Raw genomic sequence first — 23,449 nt, 5'->3', positions numbered from 1 at the left:
CGTCAATAGCTGATGGCTCGTCAGATGACACTGACTCCCGCCAGCCAGCCCCCGTCGATCACGAACGGCTGCCCGGTGATGTACGACGAGTCGTCCGAGGTCAGGAAGAGCGCCAGCTTGGCCACCTCCTCCGCCCGCCCGATCCGGCCCAGCGGCACGAGCTTGCGGTACAGCTCGTCCAGCGCGCGGCTCATCTCCGCCGGGTCGGCGGCCGGGTCCAGCCGGGCCGGGTTGGACATCGCGGTGTCGATGGCGCCGGGGCAGATCGCGTTGACGCGGATGCGCCGGTCGGCGAGTTCCAGGGCGGCGACCCGGGTGAGCCCGAGCACCGCGTGCTTGGTGGCGGCGTAGGTGCCGACCGCCGCCATGCCGGTCAGCGCGGTGTAGGAGGCCGTGTTGACGATGGTCCCGCCGTCGTCCAGCTCGGGCGCCACCGTCTTCATGCCCAGGAAGCAGCCGACCTGGTTGACCTGCACCACCTGCATGAACTCGTCGAGGGGCGTGTCCACGAGCGCGTTGAAGCGCAGGATGCCCGCGTTGTTCACCAGCCCGTCGAGACGCCCGTACGCCGTCTTCGCGGCGGCGACGGCGGCCTGCCACTCCGCCTCCACCCCCACGTCCAGGTGGACGTAGACCGCCCCGATCTCCTTGGCGAGTGCCTGGCCCTGGTCGTCCAGCACATCGGCGACGACGACTCTCGCGCCCTCGGCGACGAAGAGCCGCGCCTCCTGCTCGCCCTGTCCGCGCGCCGCCCCGGTGACGATGACGACCCGCCCGTCCAGCTTGCCCATGCCACTCCCTCAGGTGAGAAGGGGCGCGACATCCGCCCCGAACGCCTCGATCTGGTCGATGAGTTCGGCCCGGCTCCGGCTGCGGAACCGCACCTGGACCTGGTGCACGCCCATCGCGCCGTACGCCCGCAGCGACTCGGCGAGGGCCTCGGGGGCACCGCTGAGCGTGCGGCGGCCCACCGCCCAGTCGGGCGTGCCGACGTACAGCGGCTCGGTGATCGCGCCGATGGTGATCGGCTCTTCGAGGCCCGCCTCCTCGCGCAGCCGTCGCAGCCGGGCGATCTGGTCCGGGAGCCGGTCCCTGGGGTCGCCCTGCGGCAGCCAGCCGTCGCCCTTGAGCGCGGCCCGCCGTACCGCGGCCGGCGACGACCCGCCGACCCACACCGGTACCCGCTCCTGCGCGGGCCGGGGCCGCTGCCCGAGCCCGTCGAAGTCGTAGAACTTCCCGTGGTGGGACGGGAACTCGTCCGCCCCCAGAGCCGCCCGCAACGCGTCGATCACCTCGTCCAGCACCGCTCCGCGCCGCCCGAAGTCCACCCCCAGCACCTCGAACTCCTCCCGCACGTGCCCGGCCCCGACGCCGAGGACCAGGCGGCCGCCGGAGAGGTGGTCGAGGGTCGCGTACTGCTTGGCGGAGAGCAGGGGGTGGCGCAGTCCCACGACGGCGACATGGCTGAGCAGCCGTACCCGCTCGGTCACGGCGGCCAGGTGGGCGAGGGTGGCCACCGGGTCGTACCAGACGGTGCTCATGGCCTCGGCCAGCCGGCGCGGGATCGCCACGTGGTCGCAGACGGCGAGGTAGGCGAAGCCGGCCCGGTCGACGGCCCGCGCGATCTCGACCAGGTCCGCGGCGCCCGCCCCGGCCTCCCAGTCCTCGGCGTAGAGGGTGGACTGGGACTGGACGGGGAGCTGGATGCCGTAGTCGAGGCTCACCGCGGACCGCCCCAGAGCCCGTCGGGAGTCAGCCCCAGCAGCTCGATCGCGTTGCCCCGGACGATCCGCTCCACCACGTCCGGCGCCAGATGACCCATCTGCGCCTCCCCGACCTCCCTCGACTTCGGCCAGGTGGAGTCGGAGTGCGGGTAGTCGGTCTCGTAGAGGACGTTGCCGACGCCGATCGCGTCGAGGTTCTTCAGGCCGAAGGCGTCGTCGAAGAAGCAGCCGTAGACGTGCTCGGCGAAGAGTTCGGACGGCGGGCGGGTGACCTTGTCGGCGACGCCGCCCCAGGCGCGGTTCTCCTCCCAGACGACGTCGGCGCGCTCCAGGATGTAGGGGATCCAGCCGATCTGACCCTCCGCGTACATCACCTTGAGGTTCGGGAAGCGCTCGAACTTGCCGCTCATCAGCCAGTCGACCATCGAGAAGCAGCAGTTGGCGAAGGTGATGGTGGAGCCGACGGCGGGCGGGGCGTCGGCGGAGGTGGAGGGCATCCGGCTGCTGGAGCCGATGTGCATGGCGACGACCGTGCCGGTCTCGTCGCAGGCTGCGAGGAAGGGGTCCCAGTCGTCGGTGTGCACGGAGGGGAGCCCCAGGTGCGGGGGTATCTCGGAGAAGGCGACGGCGCGGACCCCGCGGGCCGCGTTGCGGCGGACCTCGGCGGCGGCCAGTCGGGCGTCCCACAGCGGGATGAGGATGAGGGGTATCAGGCGGCCCTGGGCCAGCGGGCCGCACCACTCCTCCACCATCCAGTCGTTGTAGGCCTGCACACACAGCAGCGCCAGCTCGCGGTCCTTGGCCTCGGTGAAGGTCTGCCCGCAGAAGCGGGGGAAGGTCGGGAAGCAGAGCGCGGACTGGACGTGGTTGACGTCCATGTCGGCGAGCCGCTGCGGGACGTCGTACGACCCCGCCCGCATCTGCTCGTACGTGATCACTTCGAGCTTGATCTCGTCGCGCCCGTAGCCGACGGCGGTGTCGAGGCGGGTGAGGGGGCGGTGCAGGTCCTCGTAGATCCACCAGTCGCCGGTCGGCCCGTCCTCGCCCGGCCTGCCCATGACGGGCTTGAAGCGGCCGCCGAGGAAGCTCATCTCCCGCAGCGGGGCCCGGACGATGCGCGGACCGGTGTCCAGGTACTTCTTCGGGAGGCGGGACTGCCAGACGTCCGGCGGCTCCACGGTGTGGTCGTCGACGGAGATGATCAGCGGGAAGGTGCCGTCCTGGGTGTCCATGGCGCTCACGGTAGCGCCGATCTGACGAACCGTCAGCTATCGGAATGACGGTTCGTCAGACGAATGAAGAGCGGCGGCGGCGCCGGGGACGACCCCGTCCCCGACGCCGTTCCGCCACGAACCGGACCCGCTCACGGAGGCCGCCGCGTGAAGACTGTGTGGACCACCGCGTGTCGGCCTGTGATCGGCATCTCCCCCGGCTGACGCAACCCGCCCGGACAAGGCAGACTGACGGGGTGAAGCGGGATGTCTAGGGAGACATGCATGGACGGTGGACCGCGGGTGCCGGAGCAGCGGCGCGCCTCCTCCTCGGCGGAGGCCGCGACGGTGCGCTTCAGTGTGCTCGGTCCGGTGCGCGCCTGGCGCGCGGAGGCGCCGCTCACCACCGGCTCACCGCAGCAACGCGCGCTGCTGGCCGCCCTGTTGCTCCGCGAGGGCCGGACGGCGACCGCGGCCGAGCTGATCGACGCGCTGTGGGGTCCCGAGCCGCCGTCGCAGGCGCTGGCGGCGGTGCGCACGTACGCCTCCCGGCTGCGCAAGGTCCTGGACCCCGGCGTCCTGGTCAGCGAGTCCGGCGGGTACGCGGTGCGCGGGCTCGGCGAGGGCGCCCTGGACCTGGCCGTGGCGCAGGACCTGGCGGCGGCGGCCGAGAAGGCGCGCGGCGCCGGGGACCTGGGTCAGGCCCGGGAGGAGCTGAACCGGGCGCTCGCCCTGTGGGAGGGCGAACCGCTGGCCGGGGTGCCGGGCCCGTACGCCGACACCCAGCGGACCCGGCTGCAGGAGTGGCGGCTCCAGCTCCTCGAATCCCGCCTTGACATGGACCTGGAGCAAGGCTGCCACGCGGAGGCGGTGTCGGAGCTGACGGCCCTCACCGCGGCCCACCCCCTCCGCGAGCGCCTCCGCGAACTCCTCATGCTCGCCCTGTACCGCAGCGGCCGCCAGGCGGAGGCCCTCGCGGTGTACGCCGACACCCGCCGCCTGCTCGCCGAGGAACTCGGCGTCGACCCGCGGTCCGGCCTGCGCGACCTGCAACAGCGCATCCTCCAGGCCGACCCGGCCCTGGCCGAGCCCTCCTCCCCCGCGCCGGCTCCCCCGTCCGCCCCCGTCCGCCCCGCCCAGCTCCCGGCGACGGTCCCCGACTTCACGGGCCGGTCCGCCTTCGTCGCCCAGCTGAGCGAGGCGCTGACGTCGGCGGAGGGCCGGGTGATGGCCGTTTCGGCGCTGGCGGGCATCGGAGGCGTCGGCAAGACGACCCTGGCCGTCCATGTGGCGCACCAGGCCCGCTCCGCCTTCCCGGACGGCCAGTTGTACGTGGACCTGCAGGGCGCGGGCCCGCGGGCGGCGGAACCGGAGACGGTCCTGGGCTCCTTCCTGCGCGCCCTGGGCACCCCGGACGCGTCCGTCCCCGACTCCCTGGACGACCGGGCGGCCCTGTACCGCTCGGTCCTGGACGGCCGCCGGGTCCTCGTCCTGCTGGACAACGCGAAGGACGCGGCCCAGGTACGTCCGCTGCTGCCGGGCACGGAGGGCTGCGCGGCCCTGGTGACGTCACGCGTCCGCATGGTGGACCTGGCCGGGGCCCACCTGGTGGACCTGGACGTGATGTCCCCCGACGAGGCGCTGCAGCTCTTCACGAAGATCGTCGGTGCGGAGCGGGTCGCCGCCGAGCGCAAGGCCGCCCTGGACGTGGTGGCGGCCTGCGGCTTCCTCCCCCTCGCCATCCGCATCGCCGCGTCGCGTCTCGCGGCCCGCCGCACCTGGACGGTCTGCGTCCTGGCGGAGAAGCTCGCCGACGAGCGCCGCCGCCTCGACGAACTCCAGGCCGGCGACCTGGCGGTGAAGGCGACCTTCGAACTGGGCTACGGCGCCCTGGAACCGGCCCAGGCCCGGGCCTTCCGCCTCCTCGGCCTGGCCGACGGACCGGACATCTCGCTGGCGGCGGCCGCGGCGGTGCTCGATCTGCCGGTGGAGGCGGCCGAGGACCTGCTGGAGACCCTGGTCGACACGTCGTTGCTGGAATCGGCGGCTCCGGGCCGTTACCGCTTCCACGACCTCGTGCGGCTGTACGCGCGTGCGTGCGCGGAGCGGGACGAGCAGCCGCCGGGCACGGGGGTACCTCCCACACCTCCCGGGCAGTGGGGGAAGGAGGCGGCCATGTCCCGCCTCCTGGACTTCTACCTGGCGACGGCGGCGGGGGTGTACGCGATCGAACGGCCGGGAGACCGGCTGGTGAACCACCTGGAGCCGACCTCCTATCCCGGCCTGCCCATCACCGACTCCAAGACCGCGGTCGACTGGCTCTACGCCGAGGGTGACTGCCTCCTGGCCTGTGTCCGGCAGAGCGCGGCCCTCGGAATGCTCAGGCGCGCCGTCGACCTGCTGTGGGTCGCCAAGGACCTCGCGGAGTCCGGTGCCAACTCGCACCGGTACGAGGCGACCGCCGTGGCACTCCGCGACCTGGCCCACGAGCTGGGCGACCAGCGCGCCGAGGGCCGGGCCCGCACCGCGCTGACCAACGCCCTCCTGGTCTCCGACAAGTTCACGCAGGCCGACGAGGAGGCCCGGCTCGCCATCGGGCTCGCCCAGGCCGCGGGAGACCTCGCGCCCTGCTGCTGGGCTCCGAACGACCGCGGGATCATCGCCCTCTACCAGGGACGCAACGACGACGGAGAGCGGCACCTGCGCGAGGCGATCGACAACTACCGCGCCGACGGCAACCTGCCCGGCGAGGCCAGTGCCCTGTGCAACCTCTCCCGTATCCACGTCAAGCTGGGACGGCTGACGACCGCCGTCGAACTGGCCGAGCGGGGACTCGCCATCTACGACCAGCTCGGTATGACCGTGCGCGTCGCCAACGCCCGTCTCGCTCTCGGGATCGCGCTCAGCGCGGCAGGCCGGGTACCCGAGGCGCTGGAGCAACTCCACGAAGCCCTGCGGCTCTTCCGGGAGAACCGGCAGCGCCTCTGGGAGGGCACGGCGAACTTCCGTATCTCCGAGGCCCATCTCGTCGGGGGCCACCTCGCCCTGGCGGCACGGCACGCGGAGCAGGCACTCGCCCTCCAGGTCATCGGAGGTGACTGGATGCGGGCCAACGTACTGACCACGCTCGGGCAGGCCCTCAGCCACCTGGGGCAGACCGACCGGGCCCGCGCGTGCTGGAGCGAGGCGCTCACCATCCACGAGCAGTTCGGGGCGGCCGAGGCCGAGCAGGTGAGGGCACTCCTCAGGCCGGCCGCGGCGGCCTGAGGAGCCGGGCGGACTGCGCGTTCATGGTTTGTTTATCGCCGCACGCCATTCTCATGAGTGCCAGCCGCCGCGTCGGGGGGCAGACGGCTCGGCACCCGGCCCCACCGTTTAGGGTGAGCGGCCTTGATGTGCCCGTCCGGCGACACCCGGGGGAGTCACCGGACGGGCACATCGCTTTCTCAGAAGCTCAGCAGAGAGGTGCCGACGATGACCGAAGCCACGAAGAAGCCGAAGATCGCCACGCTGGAGAACCACGCCGGCAGCCCGGACGACGGTTCCTCGACGGTCGAGCCGCTGGAGAACCACGCCGGCAGTGTCACGGAGAACGAAACCGTCAAGCCGCTGGAGAACCACGCCGGCATCCTGCCGGAGTCCGTCGTGACGACGCTGGAGAACCACGCCGGCACCGAGAAGGCGTGACCCGCGCCCACCAGGGGGACAGGCCGCGGCGGCGCGGAGGGGAAGCCGTCGCGGCCGACGTGTTCAAGAACGTGCGGGCCCGGTGACCGGGTCGTTCCACCGCCCGCCCGTCCTGGTCTCGGCCTGGCCCAACTCGCACCACACCGTCTTGCCCTCGGCGCCGTGTTCCACACCCCAGCGCAAGGTCACGGCGTCGAGCAGCGCGAGGCCGCGCCCGGTTTCGTCGTCGGCGCCGGCACGTCGGAGCACGGGACGAGCGCGGGCATCGGCGTCGCTGACCTCGACGCGTAGACAGGCTCCCGCCACTCGGACCACCCGCACGCGGATCGGGGTGCCCTCCCCCACGTGACGGACAACGTTGGCCACGAGTTCCGTGACACAGAGCTGGACATCGGCGCAGGGTGCTCCGAGATACCGGCGGACGGTACGCCGTAGTCCGGGCACCGCCTCGGGGACAGCCAGGAGATCGAGGTCCAGCGGCGGCGGGCACGGCGCCCCGTCGTCCACCCGCAACAGCGCGGTCAGTCTCCGCGCCGTCGCCACGTTGCAGTTGCCGAGTGCCACCAAGCCCGGCGACGGTCCGTACGTGGCCGCGAAACTCGGCAGGTCCACCCGCATGGACGGCAGCGTGATGCCATGGGCGGCGAGGGCGTCCCGCAGTTCCTCCACACAGAGGGTCGTGTCATAGGCGGAATCGGCAGCCGGGGCGGGGGCGGGGGTGAACTGAGAGGACACGGTCGCGTACACCTTCCTGTGCGCTCTGTGATGATTCGGTCACAGAGTGGCGCATACCCGCGTATCGTTGAAGAGGCTTCGACTACGCAAGCGCAACAGGCAAACGGCGGTGATGAGTTGTGCCCCCACGCAAGGATCCCGACGCGTCGGCCAATGTCCCCTCCTTCTACGGCGCCGAGTTGCGCTACCAGCGGGAACTCGCGGGCCTCACGCTCGAACAGCTCGCGGAAGGAAGCTTCCGCGGCGTCCCCTTCCTGAGCCAGATCGAGCGCGGCGAGCGGCGCATGCCGCTCGATCTCGCCCGGCACGTCGACAAGGTGCTGAAGACGGACGGGTTTTTCGAGCGTCGCTGTGAAGACGCCCGCCGGGCACGGCAGTCGGGGCACGCGGAGTACTTCGCGGACGTGGCGGAGATGGAGCCGCGGGCGGAGACGATCGAGGACTGGGCTCCGATGCTGGTGCCGGGGCTGTTGCAGACCCCGGCGTACGCCGAGGCGGTCGTACACACGTCGCTGCCCTGGCTGGCGCCCGAGACGGTCGACAAGCAGGTCCGCGCCCGGCTGAAGCGTGCGGAGATCTGGAAGCAGGAGGAGCGGCCGTCGTTCTGGGCGGTCCTGCACGAGTCCGTCGTCCGCAGGCCTCTCCTGCCCCCGGCGGAGATGGCGGTCCAGCTGGAGCACATCGCCCAGGTCATCCGCTCCACGCAGGGCGTTCTGCAGATCCTTCCGGAAACGGCACATGCCCATCCGTTCATGATGGGCATGATGCGAGTGATGACCTTCCCGGACGCCCCGCCGGTGGCCTATACCGAGGGACTCCATAACGGCCAACTCATCGACTATCCGGCGCTCGTGAAGGACTACCGCAGGTCGTACGATCTACTCAGGGCGGCGGCACTCCCGCCAGAGGCGTCCCTGGCCATGGTCGAACGAGCGGCGGAGGACTACCGAGATGGCAAGCACCGGGATTGACCTGAGCAACGCCGTGTGGCGCAGGAGCAGTTACAGCAACGGCAGCGGCGGCGAGTGCGTCGAGGTCGCCGCCCCGCACCCGGACGTGGTCCCCGTCCGTGACTCGAAGAAGGACCAGGACGGCTCTGTCCTTCTCTTCCGTCCGCTCGCCTGGACCGCCTTTCTCGGCTCTCTGAAGGGCTGAACCCACGAGTTGTCCACAGGCCGGGCGGCGATTCCGGGAATCTGCGATCTTCACCGGGTGGAACGCAGGGACTTACGCACGCTGACGGAGTTGGGCATCCTCCTCACCTCACGGGCCGTCGCGGCCGGCTGGCCCCGGCGGAGTCTGACACGTGCGCTACGGGACGAGGGCTGGACACGGCTCCGGTACGGCGCCTGGGCCGAGCCCGGGCGCGACCCCGACCTGCTCACCCGGCTGCGGGCAGTGCAGCTCCTCGAACCCCGGCTGGTCGTGAGCCACCTCTCGGCGGCGCCGATCTGGCGCATCGAGACCCTGAGCGGCGCCTCCGACGCGCCCCTGGAGTTCACGGACCCGCAGCTGAGCATCCGTCGCGTGGGCAGCGGCGTACGCGTACACCGACTCCCGCTCAGCACTCAGGACGTGTGGGAACGGCAGGGGCTGCGGCTCACCCCACCTGCCCGCACGCTCGCCGACCTGCTCCGGGACAGCCCACGGGACGAAGCGGTCGTAGCCGTGGACTCGGCCCTCTCCCACCGGAGGGTCGGGCGGCTCCGCCGTCCCCCGATCCTCGGTCCTGCTTCGATCGCGAACGCCCTCGAAGCGATGCCACGGCGTGCGAGAGGCGGCCGGGAACGGCTGCGGTTGACCGACCCGCTCGCCGGCTCGCCCGCCGAGACCGTCGCCCGGCTGCGCATGTACGACGCCGGGCTCCGCCCCGAGAGCCAGGCCGAGGTACGCACCCCGGACGGCCGCCCCCGCTTCCTCGACTTCCTCTTCCGGAAGGAGGGGCTGGGGGTGGAGATCGAGGGTTACACCTACCACGGCACCCGCGACTCCCATCGACGGGACATGACCCGCTTCAACCAGATCCTCCGATCCGCCGAAATCCGCAGCCTGCTCCGCTTCGGCGCTGAGGACGTCTTCCACCGGCCCGCCCGCATGATCGAGGAGATCCGGGCTGCCCTTGACGCACTCGCCGCCGACCAGCGGTGACCGTTCGCCGCCCCGGTCGGTGTACCCGCGTTCGGCCGGACCGCTCGCCCGGGCCGTGGGCGGGTCCCACCTCGCCCGTAAGCCGGGCGTCACCGCTCGTGAATGGCGGCCCGCAGGGACGACTCAGGGCCTGCGGTGAGTGCCACCGCGACCAGTCGCCCGAGCCAGGTCGGCCGCACCGGTAACAGCTCACCCGGGATGGGAAGATATGGGCAAGCGGGGGGTGGCAATGTCGCAGGTCGCTGCGGGGGGGGATGGCCCATATCTTCCAACCGCGTCTTGGGGGCCGCGCCTTGGGGGCCGTGTCTTCGGGACGGCGCCTTCGGAGCCGCCTTCGGAGCCGCGCCTTCGGGCCGTCAGGCCGCGCCCGCGGGCGCATGTCAACGAGCGGCCCGGTCGCCTGTCCTGAGTTCGCCCTTCAGGACCTTTCCGCCAGCGTTGCGGGGGAGCTCTCGGACGAACTCGACGGTCCTCGGGACCTTGTAGTTCGCCATCTCGCGGCGGGCCCAGGCGATCAGGTCGTCGGACGTCAGCACCGCTCCCGCCCGCCGCACCACGAACGCCTTGCCGACCTCGCCGAGCCGCCCGTCCGGTACGCCGATCACCGCGACGTCCGCCACCTCCGGGTGCAGGCCCAGCAGTTGCTCTATCTCCGCCGGGTAGGCGTTGAAGCCGCCGACGATGAACATGTCCTTCAGGCGGTCGGTGATGCGGAGGTTGCCGTCCGGGTCCAGCACGCCGACGTCGCCGGTGCGCAGCCAGCCGTCCTCCGTGAGCGTCTCGGCCGTCGCCGCCGCGTCCTCGAAGTAGCCGCGCATGACGTTGAAGCCGCGGACCAGCACCTCCCCGGCCTCGTCCACCCGCACCTGCGTCCCGGGTATCGCCCGCCCCGACGTCGACGCGATCACCGTCGGATCGTCGCCCCGGCGGCACATCGTCACGATCCCGCTCGCCTCGGAGAGGCCGTAGGCGGTGAGGACCGTCTCGACGCCGAGTTCGCCGCGCAGCCGCTCCACGAGGCGGAGGGGTACGACGGCCGCGCCCGTCACCACCAGCCGCAGGGCGGAGAGGTCGTGGGCGTCCCTGGCCGGGTGGTCCAGGAGCGACTGGTGCAGGGTCGGCGGGCCGGGCAGCACCGACACCCGCTCCGCGGCGACGTTCGCCAGGACCGTCTCCACGCTGAACACCGGCTGCGGGATCATCGTCGCCCCGCGCATCAGGCACGCGATCACCCCGGCCTTGTAACCGAAGGTGTGGAAGAACGGGTTGACGATCAGGTAGCGGTCACCGTTCCGCAGGCCCGCCAGGTCCGCCCAGATCTCGTACGCGCGGAGCGTCTGCGCGTGGGTGATCATCGCGCCCTTCGGGCGGCCCGTCGTACCGGACGTGAAGATGATGTCGGAGAGGCAGGTGCCGTCCAGCTCCGCCGCACGGGCGGCGACCTGGCCGGCGCCGACGCCCTCTCCGGCCGCCAGGAAGTCCTTCCAGGTGCGGAAGCCGGCCGGCGCGTCCTCCGACAGCACCACCACGTCCCGCAGGCCGGGCAGACCCGGCAGCGGCACCTGGCCGTCCCCGGCTCCCTCCCCCGCCGCCCGCCGCAGCGACGCCACGTACGAGGTCCCCAGGAACGTCCCCGTCACGAAGAGCAGCCGGGCCCCGCTCCTGCGCAGCACGTCCGCCGCCTCCTTGCCCTTGAAGCGGGTGTTCAGCGGGACCAGCACCCCGCCCGCCGACACCGCGCCCAGCGCCGCGACGATCCAGTCGAGCGAGTTCGGCGCCCAGATGCCCACCCGGTCGCCCGCCCCGACGCCGGCGGCCAGGCAGGCGGCCGCCGCCCGTTCCACCCGGGCGCCCAGCTCGGCGTAGGTGATCCGGGTCCGGCCGTCCACCACCGCCTCGACGTCCGCGTACCGCTTCGCCGCCGACCGCACCAGCCCCGGAACGGTCCCCCACTCCATGTCACCGCGCACAACCGGCCTCCCCGGACGCATAGCTGACTGTCCGTCAGATTAGCGGTAGCCTGACGGCCTGTCAGCAAACCGCGACTGCCGTGGAGGTGCGGGGACATGGCCGGTCTCAGAGGCATCAAGGACGCCACCGCCATCGTCGGGATCGGGCAGACCCCCTTCGCCAAACGGCTCGGCGAGGACGAGAAGACCCTCGCCTGCCGGGCCGTCCTCGCCGCCCTCGACGACGCCGGCATCGCGCCCGGCGAGGTCGACGCCCTCGCCTCCTTCACCATGGAGGAGACCGACGAGGTGGAGCTGGCGAAGGCGGTCGGGCTCGGGGATCTGACCTTCTTCAGCAAGGTGGGGTACGGGGGCGGCGGCTCCTGTGCGACCGTCGCGCACCTCGCCGCGGCCATCGCCTCCGGCCAGGCCACCGTGGGGGTGGCGTGGCGGTCCCGGAAGCGGGGGTCCGGGCCCCGGCCCTGGACCAACACCACCGTCCAGCTCCCGACCCCCGCCCAGTGGACCCGCCCCTTCGGCCTGCTCCGGCCCGCCGACGAGATAGCCATGCTCACCCGCCGCTACATGCACGAGTACGGCGCCACCCGCGACCATCTCTTCAACGTCGCCCTCGCCTGCCGCAACCGCGCCAACCAGAACCCCGCCGCCGTCATGTACGACCGCCCCCTCACCCGCGAGATGTACATGACCTCCCGGTGGATCAGCGAGCCCCTCTGCCTCTTCGACAACTGCCTGGAGACGGACGGGGCCCTGGCGTGTGTGGTGGTCAGCAGCGAACGGGCCCGGGACTGCCGGCGGACCCCGGTCTACGTCCACTCGGCCGCCCAGGGCCTGCCCGCCCAGCACCACGGCATGGTCAACTACTGGAACGACGACCCGCTCACCGGTCCCGCCTGGACCGCCGCCCGCCACCTGTGGAAGCACGCCGACCTCACCCCCGAGGACGTCGACGTCGCCCAGATCTACGACGCGTTCACCGCGCTGATCCCGCTCTCCCTGGAGGGCTACGGCTTCTGCGGGCGCGGGGAGGGCGGGGCGTTCACCGAGCAGGGGGCGCTGGAGATCGGCGGGCGGCTGCCCATCAACACCGGGGGCGGCGGGCTCTCCGAGGCCTACGTGCACGGGTTCAACCTCATCACCGAGGGCGTCAAGCAGTTGCGCGGCACCAGCACCGCCCAGGTGCCGGGGGCCGCCACCTGCCTGGTCACCGCCGGCGAGGGCGTCCCGACCTCCGCCCTCCTCCTCACCAACCGGAGCTGAGATGCTGCGACCGGCCACCGACACCGACGGCGCCCCCTTCTGGGAGTACGCGGCCCGCGGCGAACTCCGCGTCCAGGCCTGCGCCGACTGCGGCGAACCCCGCTTTCCGCCCCGGCCCTGCTGCCCGCACTGCCAGTCCTTCGCGAGCGAGTGGCGGCCGACGAGCGGACGGGGCCGGATCTGGTCGTACGTCGTCCCGCACCCGCCGCTCCTGCCCGACTACGCCGCCCAGGCGCCGTACAACGTCGTCGTCGTGGAACTGGACGACGCGCCCCGGGTGCGGATGGTGGGGAACGTGGTGAGCGGAGCGGGAGCCCCGCTCGACTCCCTCCCGCCGGACCGGATCAGGATCGGCGCCCGGGTGCAGGCGGTCTTCGCGGACGGTCTGCCGCAGTGGGTCCTGGAGCGTCCGTGAGCCTGCGGCTGGACACCGACAAGGAGAGCGGGGTCGCCGTCCTCACCCTCGACCGCCCCGCGAGGCTCAACGCCATCGACCTCGCGACGGCCGCCGAGCTCTCCGCCGCCTGGCGGGCGCTGCGCTTCGACGACACCGTCCGGGCGGTCGTCCTCACCGGGGCCGGCGGGCGCGCCTTCAGCACCGGGCTCGACCGGGACGCCGTCGTGCCGCAGCCGTCCTCGCCGTACAGCCAGGACGATCCGCTGATCGCCGTCGGGCCGAAGTCGAACGACCTGTGGAAGCCGGTGATCGCCGCCGTGGCCGGGATGGCCTGCGGGGGCGCCTTCTACCTGCTGGGCGAGTGCGACTTCGTGATCGCCGACGAGACGGCGGCCTTCTTCGACCCGCACACCTCCTACGGCATGGTCAGCGCCTACGAGTCGGTGCTGATGGCGCAGCGGATGCCGTACGGGGAGGTGGCCCGGATGGTGCTCATGGGCAACGCCGAGCGGATGGGGGCGCGCAGGGCGTACGAGGTGGGGCTGGTGTCCGAGGTGACGCCCGCCGGGGAGGCGCCGGCGGCGGCCGTGCGGTGCGCGACCGTGATCGCCGGGTATCCGACGGAGGGTGTGCAGGGCAGCGTACGGGCGCTGTGGGCGGCGAAGGGGGCGGACCGGGAGCGGGGGTGGGCCCAGGCGCCGCACCTGATCACCCTGGGCAACCTGCCCGGCGAGCGCCAGTCGGAGCTGTTCGCCGACCGGGAGCGCGGCACCGTCCCTCGTACCCGCTGAGACACCGCCCAGAGGGGTGTCACTGACTGCCGCCACGCGACTGCGGGCCCGTCGTGGCCGTTCGCGCAGTTCCCCGCGCCCCTGAAAAGCAGGGCGCTGCGCCAGCGCCCCTTCAGGGGCGCGGGGAACTGCGCGACAAGCCACGACGGACCTGCGGGGGCCCTGCGGCGCGCGCCCTCACGGCGCTCACGCGGTCCGTGCCGTACCGGTGCCCTTCTCGGCGTCCAAGGCATAAACGCACCGGTCCTTGCTGCACGCGTACACCACCCCGTCGCGCACCAGCGGCGACCCGGTGATCTCCCCGCCCGTCGCCAGCTTCCAGCGCAGGCGGCCGTCGTCGGCCTTCAGGGTGTACAGCAGGTGGTCCGTCGAACCGAAGTGGATGCGGCCCTCGGCCACCGCCGGGGCGCCCACCACGTCGCCGCCCGCCTGGAAGCGCCACTTGGGTGTGCCGGTGACCGCGTCCAGGGTGTAGAGCCCCTTGCCGCTGCCGACGTGGACGTGGCCGGCGGCGACGAGCACCGGCTCGATGGAGGCGCGGGCCTCCGTCGCGATGCGCCAGCGGTCGCGGCCGTCGGTGGCGTCGAGGGCGTAGACGGTGCCGAGGTAGTCGGCGAGGTAGATGCCGCCGCCGGTGACGGCGGGGCCGGGGACGAAGGCGGGCGGGGAGAGGAAGACGGCCGGGGCCTCGAAGTGCCAGCGCACGCGCCCGGTCGCGGTGTCGAGGGCGATGACGCGGGTGCCCGCGGAGGCGTACACGAAGCCGTCGTCGGCGTGGGTGAGGCGGACCGGGACGCCGCCGCAGGAGGCCGCGTCGCCGATGGGGTAGGACCACCGTTCGTCGCCGGTGCGGGCGTCGAGGGCGCGCAGTCTCGCGTCCTGCCAGACGTAGACCGTGCCGTCGTGCAGGGCGGGGCCGGACTCGGGGACCTCGAAGTCGGTCTGGGCACCCGACAGTTCCCAGAGCTTCCGCCCGGTGGACGCCTCCCAGGCCTGGACGCCGCCGCCCCGGGTGCCGGTGACGAGGGTGCCGCGGTCGGCCTTGAGGGCGTACACCCAGGCGTCGGTGGACAGCCGCCACAGGTCGCCGCCCTCGCGGGCCTCCACGGCGAACAGGGTGGGGCCGTCGGAGGCGTGGATACGGCCGTCCGCGACCGCCATGGACCAGGCGACGTCGCGCGTCTTGAAGCGGCGGCGGCCGGTGGCCACGTCGAGGGCGTGCACCTCGAAGGAGGTGACGTAGACGAGGTCGCCGTCGACGGCCGGGGTGCCCCAGACGTCGTTGGACATCCGGAACCGCCAGGGCCGCCAGCCGGACGCCGTCTCCGGGGGCAGGGCGGGGACCGGCGGTACGGCGGGGTCGGCGCCGTTGACGCCGGGGTGCGGGCGCGACCAGCTGGCCACCAGGCCGGCCTCGGGCGGAGGCGCCTTCACGGCGGCGGCGCGGGCGTCGGCGACGCGCGGGCCGGGGCCGATCGGCACCTGGGCGCCGGCGAGGCGGATCGGGCCGGCGTCGGGGGCGCCGGCGGGGACCGGGGCCGGGACCGGGGGCGCGGGGTCGTAGGAGGGCGGCGGGGGGACCGCGGGGCGGCCGCCGCCGCGGGGGCCGGACGGGGCGGCGGAGGGTTTCACGGCCGGGCGGCCACCGCGGCGGGACTCGATCAGCCCGACCGCCTTCTCGGGCAGCCAGGCGGACGCCGTACCGCTGTCGTCGGAGCCGGAGCCGAACAGGTGGGGGGCGAGCTGGGCCTGGAGGTCGGCCGGGTTGGGGCGGGCGGCGGCCTCCATCTGCATGCAGGACTCGATGAGGGGGCGCAGTTCGTCCGGGAGGCCTTCGAGGTCCGGGCCCTCGCGCAGCAGCATGAAGACGGTCTCGACCGGGTTGGCGCCGTGGAAGGGCGGGTGGCCGGTGGCGGCGAAGACGAGCATGGAGCCGAGGGAGAAGACGTCGCTCGCGCCGGTCACGGACCGGGAGTCCTTCGCCTGCTCCGGCGACATGTAGGCGGGCGTGCCGACCGCGACGTTCGTCATCGTCAGCCGGGTGTTCGAGACACCGGAGGCGATTCCGAAGTCGATGACCCGGGGGCCGTCCTCGACGACGAGGACGTTGGAGGGCTTGAGGTCACGGTGGACGAGTCCGGCGCCGTGGATCGACTGGAGCGCCTCGGCGACGCCCGCCGCGAGCCAGCGGACCGCCTGGGCCGGGAGCGGGCCGCAGTCGTTCACTATCTCTTCGAGGGAGGGCGCCGGCACGTAGGCGGTCGCCAGCCACGGCACGGCGGCGCGCGGGTCGGCGTCGACGACGGCCGCCGTGTAGAAGCCGGAGACCGCGCGGGCCGCCTCCACCTCGCGCGTGAAGCGGACCCGGAACAGCTGGTCCTCGGCGAGCTCGGTCCGGACGGTCTTGATCGCCACGCGCCGGCCGGACGCCGAGCGTGCCAGATAGACCAGCCCCATGCCGCCGGCCCCCAGCCGTCCCAGCACCTCGAACGGCCCGATCCGCCGCGGATCGTGCTGCGTCAGCTGATCCACCACTTGCCTGCCACCTCCCCGTACGGGCCTCGTCCACCCACATATGTACGCGACCCCGTGCAGCGTCTCACCACCGCACCGCCATGGCGGCACGCACCCCGATTCTTCCTGGCCCGGGCGCAGGTTGCGAACCCGGTGACCAATCGGGGTGTCTCATGACAAAGTCAGACATTTACCCGCTCAGAGTCGCGTTTTTCCGGTTTTTCCGGCCTCAGCGTTCCAGCAGCGCGAAGGACGCCCCTTGATTGTCGGTCACGACGGCGACTCTTCCGTACGACGTCTCGAAGGGCGGCGCCTGGACCCGGCCGCCCAGCTGCTGCACGGCCCCGACCGCCGCCGTCACGTCCCCGGTGCGGAAGTGGACGACGAACTGGGACGGCATCCCGGCCGCGAACACCTCGGTCACGGGGGCGCGGCCGAAGTCCGGTTCGGCGCCGGCGCCGAAGAGGGCGTCGGTGAAGAGGCGGCCGTAGAAGGCGTTGGCCGCGTCGGTGTCGCTGGTGTAGAGCTGCGCCCAGGCGAAGGCGCCGGGCGCGTGCCGGACGCCGAAGCCGACGTGGCTCGCGGCCTGCCAGAGGCCGAAGACGGCGCCGGTGGGGTCGGCGGCCAGCGCGGCGGTGCCGAGGTCGCGGACGGGGACGGGGTCGTTCACGATCTGCCCGCCGGCGGCGACGATCCGGCGGGCGAGGTCCCGGGCGTCCGGGGTCGCGAAGTACACCGTCCAGACGGTGGGCATCCGGCCGTCCCGCTTCCGCGCCAGCCTGGCGACGGCCGCGCCGCCGAGGCGGGCCCACACCGCCGCTCCCGCGGGTCCGTCGGCGTCCTCGAAGGTCCACCCGAAGAGCCCGCCGTAGAACCGCTTGCCCGCCTCCACGTCGGGGAGCTGCGCGTCCACCCAGCACGGGACGCCCTCGGGGTATCCGGATGCCCTGTTTTCGGCCATGTCGTCAAAGTAACCGCCCGGCCCGCACCGCGCAGACCAGCCGCACCCACCCGGAGTGACCGGCGCTTTCCCTTCCGCTTCGCCGCCGTGCGGCCGCTCCGTACCCCCGTGCACCCCATTTGCAGTCGGCCGAATCGCGCTCCGATCACCCCTCGGTAAGCTGACGGCATGACAGGACAAGTGCGTACCGTCGACGGCCGCGTGGCCGGCCGACGTGGGCAGGCGACCCGGCAGAAGCTGCTCGACTGCCTCAGCGAGATGCTCAGCTCCTCCCCTTACCGGGACGTCAAGGTCATCGATGTCGCCCGGAAGGCGGGGACTTCGCCCGCGACCTTCTATCAGTACTTCCCGGACGTCGAAGGCGCCGTCCTGGAGATCGCCGAGCAAATGGCCGCCGAGGGCGGCCAGTTGACCGAGCTGCTGGCGGGGCGCTCCTGGGTCGGCAAGGCCGGCTGGGCGACCGCGCAGGAACTCGTGGACGGTTTCCTGGAGTTCTGGCGCAGGAACGACGCGATCCTGCGCGTGGTCGACCTCGGGGCGGCCGAGGGGGACAAACGGTTCTACAAGATCCGTATGAAGATCCTGAACTCGGTGAACAACTCCCTGACCGACTCCATCACGGAGTTGCAGGCCAAGGGCAGGGTCGACAAGGACGTGAACCCGGCGGCCGTGGCCGGTTCGCTGGTCGCGATGCTCGCGGCGGTCGCCGCGCACCAGAAGGGATTCCAGACCTGGGGCGTGAAGCAGGCCGAACTCAAGCCGAACCTGGCGCTTTTGGTGCATCTGGGCGTGACCGGGAAGAAGCCCACGAAGTAGCCCGCGCCCTGGGTCCTGTCTGGCAGGCGGTGGTTCACACACAGCGGTGGACCACCGCCTGTCGTCCTACACGGGCAGCGGCCGGTCGCGGACCACGCGCCTCATCACCAGCGCCGAGGCCGGGCGCCGCACGCCCTGCAGGGTCGCGGACCGTTCGCCGCAGAGCCGCAGAGCCGCAGGAAGCCGACGAGGCCGACGGTGACCGCCGCAGCAGGCAGCCGGGTTCACCGAAGAACCGCTGCGCGTCCGGACACCCCTGTCCGGCCCCTTCCACACGCCCCTGTTCCACCTCCGCCTGCCTGATCGCCGCCCTTCCCCGGCCCACCACCCCCGCACGACCATGCCCTGCCCCCTCCACCACCGGCTCCACCACCGCCTGCCTGACCGCCGCCCTTCCCCGGCCCACCGCATCCTGGTGGCCCGACCGGTGGCGGTCCGCGGGGTCAGTCGCGCCTCGGGGCGGCGATGGTGGGCATCGGACGGGCTGTCGCTCGCGCAGGACGCGCTATGAGGTGCCGCGCGTGAGGCGGAAGATCCGGATCTCCCGGTCCACCCGCTCCTGGTACGCGGCGTACGGCGGCCAGAACTCCAGCAGCCGCCGCCAGGCCTCCGCCCGCTCCGCTCCCTCCAGCAGCCGGGCGGTGACCGGGATGTCCTGCCCCTTCCAGCTGATCTCGGCGGCGGGATGCGTGAGGAGGTTGTACGTCCAGGCGGGATGGCCGGTGCGCCCGAAGTTGGATCCGACGAGGAACCAGCCGTCACCCTCGGGCATGCACGCCAGCGGCGTCCGGCGGGGCCGTCCGCTGCGCGCGCCGGTGGAGGTGAGGATCACCCCGGGCAGCATCTGGGCGCTGAGCAGCACCCGGCCGCGGCTGAGCCGGTGCACGGCCCGGTCCATGGCCGGGACCACGTGCGGGGCCACCTTGGCGAACCCCCTGGTCGCTGAGACCTTCTGCACCAGCCGCCTGCCGATCACACCGCCACCTCCTGTCCCGCGAACAGTCCGGCCGCTTCCGCCGCGTGCCCGCGCAGCCGGTGCCCCGGCCCGAACAGCAGCTCGTCCCCGGCTGCCCGCTTGAAGTACAGATGCGCCTCGTGCTCCCAGGTGAAACCGATCCCGCCGTGCAACTGGATGCCCTCGCCCGCGGCGGTCCGCAGCGCCTCCAGCGCCTGGGCGAGCGCCAGCCCGCCGACCCGCTCTTCCCCAGCGGCGTTCCGCGCCGCGCCACCTGATGCGCGGCCGGTCGCCCAGGCCGCGTAGTAGGCCGCCGACCGGGCCGCCCGTACCGCCACGTACACGTCGGCCAGCCGGTGCTTGACCGCCTGGAACGACCCGATCGGCCGCCCGAACTGCTCCCGCTGCTTCACGTACTCCACGGTCCGCTCCAGCGCCCGGTCGGCGGCGCCCACGGCCTCGGCCGCGAGCACGGCGGCCACGAAGTCGCCGAGGCCGGCGAGGGCGGCCTGGACGTCGGTGTCCTCGTCGGAGCCGAGCAGCTCGGCCTGCACATCGCGCAGTTGCACGCACGCCTGGCCGCGGGTGGGGTCCAGGCTGGTGCGCCGGGTCCGTACCACCCCGGCGGCGTCCCCCGCCACCAGGAAGAGCAGGACGCGCGAGCGGGCGTACCCCCCGGTGTGCGCGGGGACCAGGAGCAGTCCGGCGCTGTGCCCGTCGAGCACCTGGTCGGCCTGTCCGTACAGCCGCCAGCCGCCCGCCGTGCGCCACGCCTGCACGCCCCCGGCCCGCCCGCCGCCGGCCCAGTCGGCGCCGGCCGGGCCGGTGAGCGCGAGGGCGGCGGCGAGGCTGGTGCCGGGGACGGCGAGGGCGGCGGTGAGGCGGCCGTCGGCGATCCTCGGGAGCAGTTCGGCCCGCTGGGCGTCGGTGCCGAGGGCGAGCAGCAGCGGGGCGGCGAGCACGGCGGTGGCGAGGAACGGGGTGGGAGCGAGGGCCCGCCCCAGTTCCTCCGCGGCGAGGGCGGCTTCGGTGCGCGTGCAGCCGGCGCCGCCGTACGTCTCGGGAAGGGCGAGGCCGGGCAGGCCCAGCTGCTCGCCGAGGGCCGTCCACAGGCCGGGGTCGTACCCCTCCGCCCTGTCGACGGCGGCCCGCACGTCCTCCGGACGGCAGCGTTTGTGGAGCAGTTCACGCAGGGCGCGCCGGATCTCGTCCTGCTCGTCGGTGAAGCGGGCGTCCATGACCGGACCTCCTGACGATCTGACGGTCCGTCATGCTAGGGGCGCCGGACACAGATGCACAGGGGCGGAGTGCAGGGTATCTGATGTACCGTCAGATTTATGACTGGACCCCGCAAGGTCGCCGTGGTCGGCGTGGCCCTCTCCGACTGCGGCCGGGTGGACGACGCCACCCCCTACGCCCTGCACGCCCAGGCGGCCCGCCGCGCGCTGGCCGACGCGGGCCTCGCCCGGGAGGTGGTGGACGGCTTCGCCTCGGCGGGCCTCGGCACCCTCGCCCCGGTGGAGGTGGCCGAGTACCTGGGCCTGCGCCCCACCTGGGCCGACTCCACCTCCGTCGGCGGCTCCACCTGGGAGGTCATGGCGGCCCACGCGGCGGACGCGATAGCCGCCGGCCACGCCAACGCGGTCCTGCTGGTCTACGGCTCGACGGCCCGCGCCGACATCCGGACGGGGCGGCGCACCGGGAACCTGTCCTTCGGTGCCCGCGGCCCCCTGCAGTTCGAGGTCCCCTACGGCCACACCCTGATCGCCAAGTACGCGATGGCCGCCCGCCGCCACATGATCGAACACGGCACCACGATCGAGCAGTTGGCACAGGTCGCGGTCCAGGCACGGGCCAACGCGGCGCTGAACCCGGACGCGATGTTCCGCACCCCCGTCACGGTCGACGAGGTCCTGTCCGGCCCGATGATCGCCGACCCCTTCACCAAACTGCACTGCTGCGTCCGCTCGGACGGCGGCGCGGCCGTGCTGCTGGCGGCCGAGGAGTACGTACAGGACTGCCGGACCGCCCCGGTGTGGGTCCTCGGCACGGGTGAGTGCCTCTCCCACGCCACGATGTCGGAGTGGGAGGACTTCACGGTGTCCCCGGCGGCGGTGAGCGGCGAACTGGCCTTCCGCCGGGCCGGAGTCACCGCCGGTGACATCGACTTCGCGGAGATCTACGACGCCTTCACCTACATGACCCTCGTCACCCTGGAGGACCTGGGCTTCTGCGCGAAGGGTGAGGGCGGGGCGTTCGTGGAGAAGGGGCGGCTGCTGGTCGAGGGCGGCGAGCTCCCGGTGAACACCGACGGGGGCGGCCTGTCGGCCCAGCACCCCGGGATGCGGGGACTGTTCCTGCTCGTGGAGGCGGTACGGCAGCTGCGCGGCGAGGCCGGGCGGCGGCAGGTGCGGCAGGCGGACGGGGCACTGCCGGAGCTGGGGGTGGCGTCGGGGACGGGCGGCTGGTTCTGCTCGTCGGGGACGGTGGTACTGGGGCGGGGGTGAGGCCCCGCATCGGGCGGCGGCAGACTCGGCGGGCGGACGGGGGCGCCCGGAGCTGGGGGTGGCGTCGGGGACGGGCGGCTGGTTCTGCTCGTCGGGGACGGTGGTACTGGGGCGGGGGTGAGGCCCCGCATCGGGCGGCGGCAGACTCTTACGCCGCGGCGGCAACCTTTTCCGGCCCCGGCGGCCACTGCTGTACCGGAAGCTTCGATGTTCGAAGGACACGCACCGCCGAATCGCGTAAGGATCCCTCCGTGGCCTCCTCCTCACCCCGCCGCCGCCCGCGGCCGAAGCCGGACCGGGACTTCGACTGGCGCCCGGTGCGCGGCCCGTTGGCCGCGGTGGCCGCCGTCGCCGCCGCCGCCCTGGTCGTGACCCTGGCCGTGGCCTTCCGCCCCGGCGCCGCGGCCGGTGCCACCGGACAGGACCGGGCGGTGTCCGGGTCCGCGTCACACACCGCGACGAGCACGGCGGCAACCCCGAAGGACCCGTCGCCGAAGCCGTCCACCACGGCCGCACCGACCCCGGCGGCGAGCAGGCGGACCAGCACCCCGTCCGCGGCCCCGGCCACCACCCCGGCCAGGCGCCCGGCAGGCGGCACGGCCCGCGCGTCCTCCGCCACCACCACGGCCCCCGCGGCCGGCCGGATCCGCCCCGGCACCACCTACCAGGGGGTCGCCACCTCCTACGACGTCGGCAACGGCGACGGGGCCTGCTCCTACGGCCCGACCTCCGACGTGATGACCGCGGCGATGAACACCGCGGACTACGAGACGGCGAAGGCCTGCGGCGCGTACGTCTCCGTGCGCGCGGCGAGCGGTACGTCCATCACCGTACGCATCACCAACGAGTGCCCGGCACCCTGCGCGGCCGGCCAACTCGACCTGAGCCACCAGGCGTTCGCGAAGCTGGCGCCGCTGTCGGCGGGCCGGATCGCGATCACCTGGCGCCTGCTGAGCCCGGCCACCTCCGACACCGTCTCGATCCGCTACAAGACCGGTTCCTCCCGGTACTGGTGCGGCGTCCAGGCGATCGGCCACCGCAACCCGCTGGCCCGCCTGGAGGTCCGCACGAGCGGCGGCTGGCTGGCGCTGACCCGCACCGGGTACAACTACTTCCTCTCCGAGCAGGGCACCGGATGCGGCGGCGAGATCCGCCTCACCGACATCTACGGCCAGCAGCTCACCGTGCCGGCCCTCGCCGTGCGCCCGGACGTGGTGCAGCGGACCGGGGTCCAGTTCGCCCGGCACTGACGGCCCTCAGCCGCGCACCGCCACGATCCGGTGGCCGCGGCGGGGCCCCGGAGCGTCGAGGAGGGTGACGCCGATGTGGCGGCGGCCACGCGCCCATGCCGTGGCTGTCATGACGAGCCCGGCGACGGCGACGATCACCCCGGCCGGGAAGAGGACCAGCGGGGACTGCCCGCCGGGCAGGACACCGCCGCCCTCGTGGACGGCGTAGCCGAGGGCGACGACGGACACCAGGAGCGAGACGACCGACGCGGCCGCCCAGGCGTTGCGCACCCGCCGGGTGCGCGCGTGATCGCTGACCTCCGCGAGGACGGACACCGCACAGACCGGACACTCCAGCTCGACCCGGTCCCGGCCCTCGGCCGGCCGGACCAGCCGGAAGTCGCGGGCGGCCCAGGTGACGGCCCGCGTCCTGCGCCGTCCGACATCACCGCTTACATGGCGTACGGCCACTTTCACGGTCTTCGGTCCCCTCATGCCGGACAGTGTGCGGCCGGGGCACAGGCGTTCGCAGGGATTTGCGATG

The 23,449-nt window shown here is 73.1% G+C and carries 21 protein-coding genes; 11 read left to right on the top strand and 10 right to left on the bottom strand.

The annotated features are described in order from the left end of the window. Positions 1–20: 20 nt before the first annotated feature. The 3 genes from LQ326_RS28750 to LQ326_RS28740 are packed head-to-tail and all read right to left on the bottom strand — an operon-like array spanning position 21 to position 2,956. A complete protein-coding gene (locus tag LQ326_RS28750) occupies positions 21–791 on the bottom strand; it encodes an SDR family NAD(P)-dependent oxidoreductase (protein ID WP_234541613.1) in 771 nt (256 codons plus the stop codon). A gap of 9 nt (positions 792–800) precedes the next feature. Next, entirely contained in the window at positions 801–1,724 is a 924-nt protein-coding gene (locus LQ326_RS28745; protein ID WP_234541612.1) for an LLM class F420-dependent oxidoreductase, read from the bottom strand. Then, the gene (locus LQ326_RS28740; protein WP_234541610.1) at positions 1,721–2,956 is read right to left on the bottom strand and encodes an amidohydrolase family protein; all 1,236 of its coding nucleotides are present in this window, start codon (positions 2,954–2,956) and stop codon (positions 1,721–1,723) included. The genes LQ326_RS28745 and LQ326_RS28740 overlap by 4 nt, the downstream gene beginning before the upstream one ends. 264 nt (positions 2,957–3,220) lie before the next feature. Here LQ326_RS28740 and afsR point away from each other — a divergent pair, with 264 nt between their 5' ends. Next, positions 3,221–6,202, top strand: a complete 2,982-nt coding sequence (gene afsR, locus LQ326_RS28735; RefSeq protein ID WP_234541609.1) for an SARP-family global regulator AfsR — start codon at positions 3,221–3,223, stop codon at positions 6,200–6,202. A 207-nt stretch (positions 6,203–6,409) separates the two neighbouring features. Beyond that, positions 6,410–6,622 carry a hypothetical protein gene (locus tag LQ326_RS28730; RefSeq protein WP_234541608.1) on the top strand — a complete coding sequence of 71 codons (213 nt, stop codon included), beginning with the start codon at positions 6,410–6,412 and terminating at the stop codon, positions 6,620–6,622. A 63-nt stretch (positions 6,623–6,685) separates the two neighbouring features. On the opposite strand, the gene LQ326_RS48395 is transcribed toward LQ326_RS28730, so the two are convergent. Further along, a complete protein-coding gene (locus LQ326_RS48395) occupies positions 6,686–7,357 on the bottom strand; it encodes an ATP-binding protein (protein WP_308402039.1) in 672 nt (223 codons plus the stop codon). Positions 7,358–7,476: 119 nt separating this feature from the next. Here LQ326_RS48395 and LQ326_RS28720 point away from each other — a divergent pair, with 119 nt between their 5' ends. From LQ326_RS28720 to LQ326_RS28710, 3 genes are read left to right on the top strand one after another with little or no spacing between them, the layout of a single operon-like run. Further along, on the top strand, positions 7,477–8,328 hold the full coding sequence (locus tag LQ326_RS28720) for a helix-turn-helix domain-containing protein (RefSeq protein WP_234541607.1): 852 nt from the start codon (positions 7,477–7,479) through the stop codon (positions 8,326–8,328). Further along, positions 8,309–8,512: a DUF397 domain-containing protein gene (locus LQ326_RS28715; RefSeq protein WP_234541603.1), complete on the top strand. Its 204-nt coding sequence runs from the start codon at positions 8,309–8,311 to the stop codon at positions 8,510–8,512. Before LQ326_RS28720 ends, LQ326_RS28715 begins: the two co-directional genes overlap by 20 nt. A 57-nt stretch (positions 8,513–8,569) precedes the next feature. After that, on the top strand, positions 8,570–9,505 hold the full coding sequence (locus tag LQ326_RS28710) for an endonuclease domain-containing protein (protein WP_234541600.1): 936 nt from the start codon (positions 8,570–8,572) through the stop codon (positions 9,503–9,505). 380 nt (positions 9,506–9,885) lie between these two features. Here LQ326_RS28710 and LQ326_RS28705 read toward each other — a convergent pair whose 3' ends face one another. Beyond that, complete coding sequence (locus LQ326_RS28705) at positions 9,886–11,475, bottom strand: FadD3 family acyl-CoA ligase (protein ID WP_308402038.1); 1,590 nt, start codon at positions 11,473–11,475, stop codon at positions 9,886–9,888. A 96-nt stretch (positions 11,476–11,571) separates the two neighbouring features. Here LQ326_RS28705 and LQ326_RS28700 point away from each other — a divergent pair, with 96 nt between their 5' ends. Genes LQ326_RS28700 through LQ326_RS28690 form a run of 3 tightly spaced genes read left to right on the top strand, consistent with a single transcriptional unit; the run spans position 11,572 to position 13,923 of the window. Next, positions 11,572–12,735 carry a lipid-transfer protein gene (locus LQ326_RS28700; protein ID WP_181805590.1) on the top strand — a complete coding sequence of 388 codons (1,164 nt, stop codon included), beginning with the start codon at positions 11,572–11,574 and terminating at the stop codon, positions 12,733–12,735. A gap of 1 nt (position 12,736) precedes the next feature. Continuing rightward, a complete protein-coding gene (locus tag LQ326_RS28695) occupies positions 12,737–13,150 on the top strand; it encodes a Zn-ribbon domain-containing OB-fold protein (RefSeq protein WP_181805591.1) in 414 nt (137 codons plus the stop codon). Beyond that, positions 13,147–13,923 carry an enoyl-CoA hydratase/isomerase family protein gene (locus LQ326_RS28690; RefSeq protein WP_234541598.1) on the top strand — a complete coding sequence of 259 codons (777 nt, stop codon included), beginning with the start codon at positions 13,147–13,149 and terminating at the stop codon, positions 13,921–13,923. The genes LQ326_RS28695 and LQ326_RS28690 overlap by 4 nt, the downstream gene beginning before the upstream one ends. A gap of 186 nt (positions 13,924–14,109) precedes the next feature. Here the strand turns inward: LQ326_RS28690 and afsK are convergent, their stop codons facing one another. After that, positions 14,110–16,458 carry a protein serine/threonine kinase AfsK gene (gene afsK, locus LQ326_RS28685; RefSeq protein ID WP_234541595.1) on the bottom strand — a complete coding sequence of 783 codons (2,349 nt, stop codon included), beginning with the start codon at positions 16,456–16,458 and terminating at the stop codon, positions 14,110–14,112. A gap of 208 nt (positions 16,459–16,666) precedes the next feature. Then, complete coding sequence (gene kbpA / locus LQ326_RS28680; RefSeq protein ID WP_234541594.1) at positions 16,667–17,398, bottom strand: AfsK-binding protein KbpA; 732 nt, start codon at positions 17,396–17,398, stop codon at positions 16,667–16,669. Positions 17,399–17,578: 180 nt separating this feature from the next. Here kbpA and LQ326_RS28675 point away from each other — a divergent pair, with 180 nt between their 5' ends. Further along, complete coding sequence (locus tag LQ326_RS28675) at positions 17,579–18,214, top strand: TetR family transcriptional regulator (protein WP_181806137.1); 636 nt, start codon at positions 17,579–17,581, stop codon at positions 18,212–18,214. A 505-nt stretch (positions 18,215–18,719) separates the two neighbouring features. On the opposite strand, the gene LQ326_RS28670 is transcribed toward LQ326_RS28675, so the two are convergent. Further along, entirely contained in the window at positions 18,720–19,190 is a 471-nt protein-coding gene (locus LQ326_RS28670; protein WP_234541592.1) for a nitroreductase family deazaflavin-dependent oxidoreductase, read from the bottom strand. Next, positions 19,187–20,407: an acyl-CoA dehydrogenase family protein gene (locus tag LQ326_RS28665; protein ID WP_234541590.1), complete on the bottom strand. Its 1,221-nt coding sequence runs from the start codon at positions 20,405–20,407 to the stop codon at positions 19,187–19,189. Before LQ326_RS28665 ends, LQ326_RS28670 begins: the two co-directional genes overlap by 4 nt. Before the next feature lie 99 nt (positions 20,408–20,506). Here LQ326_RS28665 and LQ326_RS28660 point away from each other — a divergent pair, with 99 nt between their 5' ends. Together LQ326_RS28660 and LQ326_RS28655 are read left to right on the top strand one after the other, a co-directional pair. Beyond that, a complete protein-coding gene (locus LQ326_RS28660) occupies positions 20,507–21,676 on the top strand; it encodes a thiolase C-terminal domain-containing protein (RefSeq protein ID WP_234541587.1) in 1,170 nt (389 codons plus the stop codon). Positions 21,677–21,927: 251 nt separating this feature from the next. Further along, the gene (locus tag LQ326_RS28655; RefSeq protein WP_234541586.1) at positions 21,928–22,926 is read left to right on the top strand and encodes an expansin EXLX1 family cellulose-binding protein; all 999 of its coding nucleotides are present in this window, start codon (positions 21,928–21,930) and stop codon (positions 22,924–22,926) included. A 6-nt stretch (positions 22,927–22,932) separates the two neighbouring features. Here the strand turns inward: LQ326_RS28655 and LQ326_RS28650 are convergent, their stop codons facing one another. Continuing rightward, the gene (locus LQ326_RS28650) at positions 22,933–23,400 is read right to left on the bottom strand and encodes a hypothetical protein (protein ID WP_234541584.1); all 468 of its coding nucleotides are present in this window, start codon (positions 23,398–23,400) and stop codon (positions 22,933–22,935) included. Positions 23,401–23,449 lie beyond the last annotated feature (49 nt).

The organism is Streptomyces shenzhenensis (assembly GCF_021462265.1).
GTDB lineage: Bacteria > Actinomycetota > Actinomycetes > Streptomycetales > Streptomycetaceae > Streptomyces > Streptomyces shenzhenensis.
This window is presented reverse-complemented; position numbering and strand designations above follow the sequence as displayed.

What these genes read in the sequence shown, in the direction of transcription:
- LQ326_RS28750 (WP_234541613.1), bottom strand. Translation starts at nt 791, where the DNA reads ATGGGCAAGCTGGACGGGCGGGTCGTCATCGTCACCGGGGCGGCGCGC.
- LQ326_RS28740 (WP_234541610.1), bottom strand. Translation starts at nt 2,956, where the DNA reads ATGGACACCCAGGACGGCACCTTCCCGCTGATCATCTCCGTCGACGAC.
- afsR (WP_234541609.1), top strand. Translation starts at nt 3,221, where the DNA reads ATGGACGGTGGACCGCGGGTGCCGGAGCAGCGGCGCGCCTCCTCCTCG.
- LQ326_RS28730 (WP_234541608.1), top strand. Translation starts at nt 6,410, where the DNA reads ATGACCGAAGCCACGAAGAAGCCGAAGATCGCCACGCTGGAGAACCAC.
- LQ326_RS28715 (WP_234541603.1), top strand. Translation starts at nt 8,309, where the DNA reads ATGGCAAGCACCGGGATTGACCTGAGCAACGCCGTGTGGCGCAGGAGC.
- LQ326_RS28700 (WP_181805590.1), top strand. Translation starts at nt 11,572, where the DNA reads ATGGCCGGTCTCAGAGGCATCAAGGACGCCACCGCCATCGTCGGGATC.
- LQ326_RS28695 (WP_181805591.1), top strand. Translation starts at nt 12,737, where the DNA reads ATGCTGCGACCGGCCACCGACACCGACGGCGCCCCCTTCTGGGAGTAC.
- kbpA (WP_234541594.1), bottom strand. Translation starts at nt 17,398, where the DNA reads ATGGCCGAAAACAGGGCATCCGGATACCCCGAGGGCGTCCCGTGCTGG.
- LQ326_RS28665 (WP_234541590.1), bottom strand. Translation starts at nt 20,407, where the DNA reads ATGGACGCCCGCTTCACCGACGAGCAGGACGAGATCCGGCGCGCCCTG.
- LQ326_RS28660 (WP_234541587.1), top strand. Translation starts at nt 20,507, where the DNA reads ATGACTGGACCCCGCAAGGTCGCCGTGGTCGGCGTGGCCCTCTCCGAC.
- LQ326_RS28650 (WP_234541584.1), bottom strand. Translation starts at nt 23,400, where the DNA reads ATGAGGGGACCGAAGACCGTGAAAGTGGCCGTACGCCATGTAAGCGGT.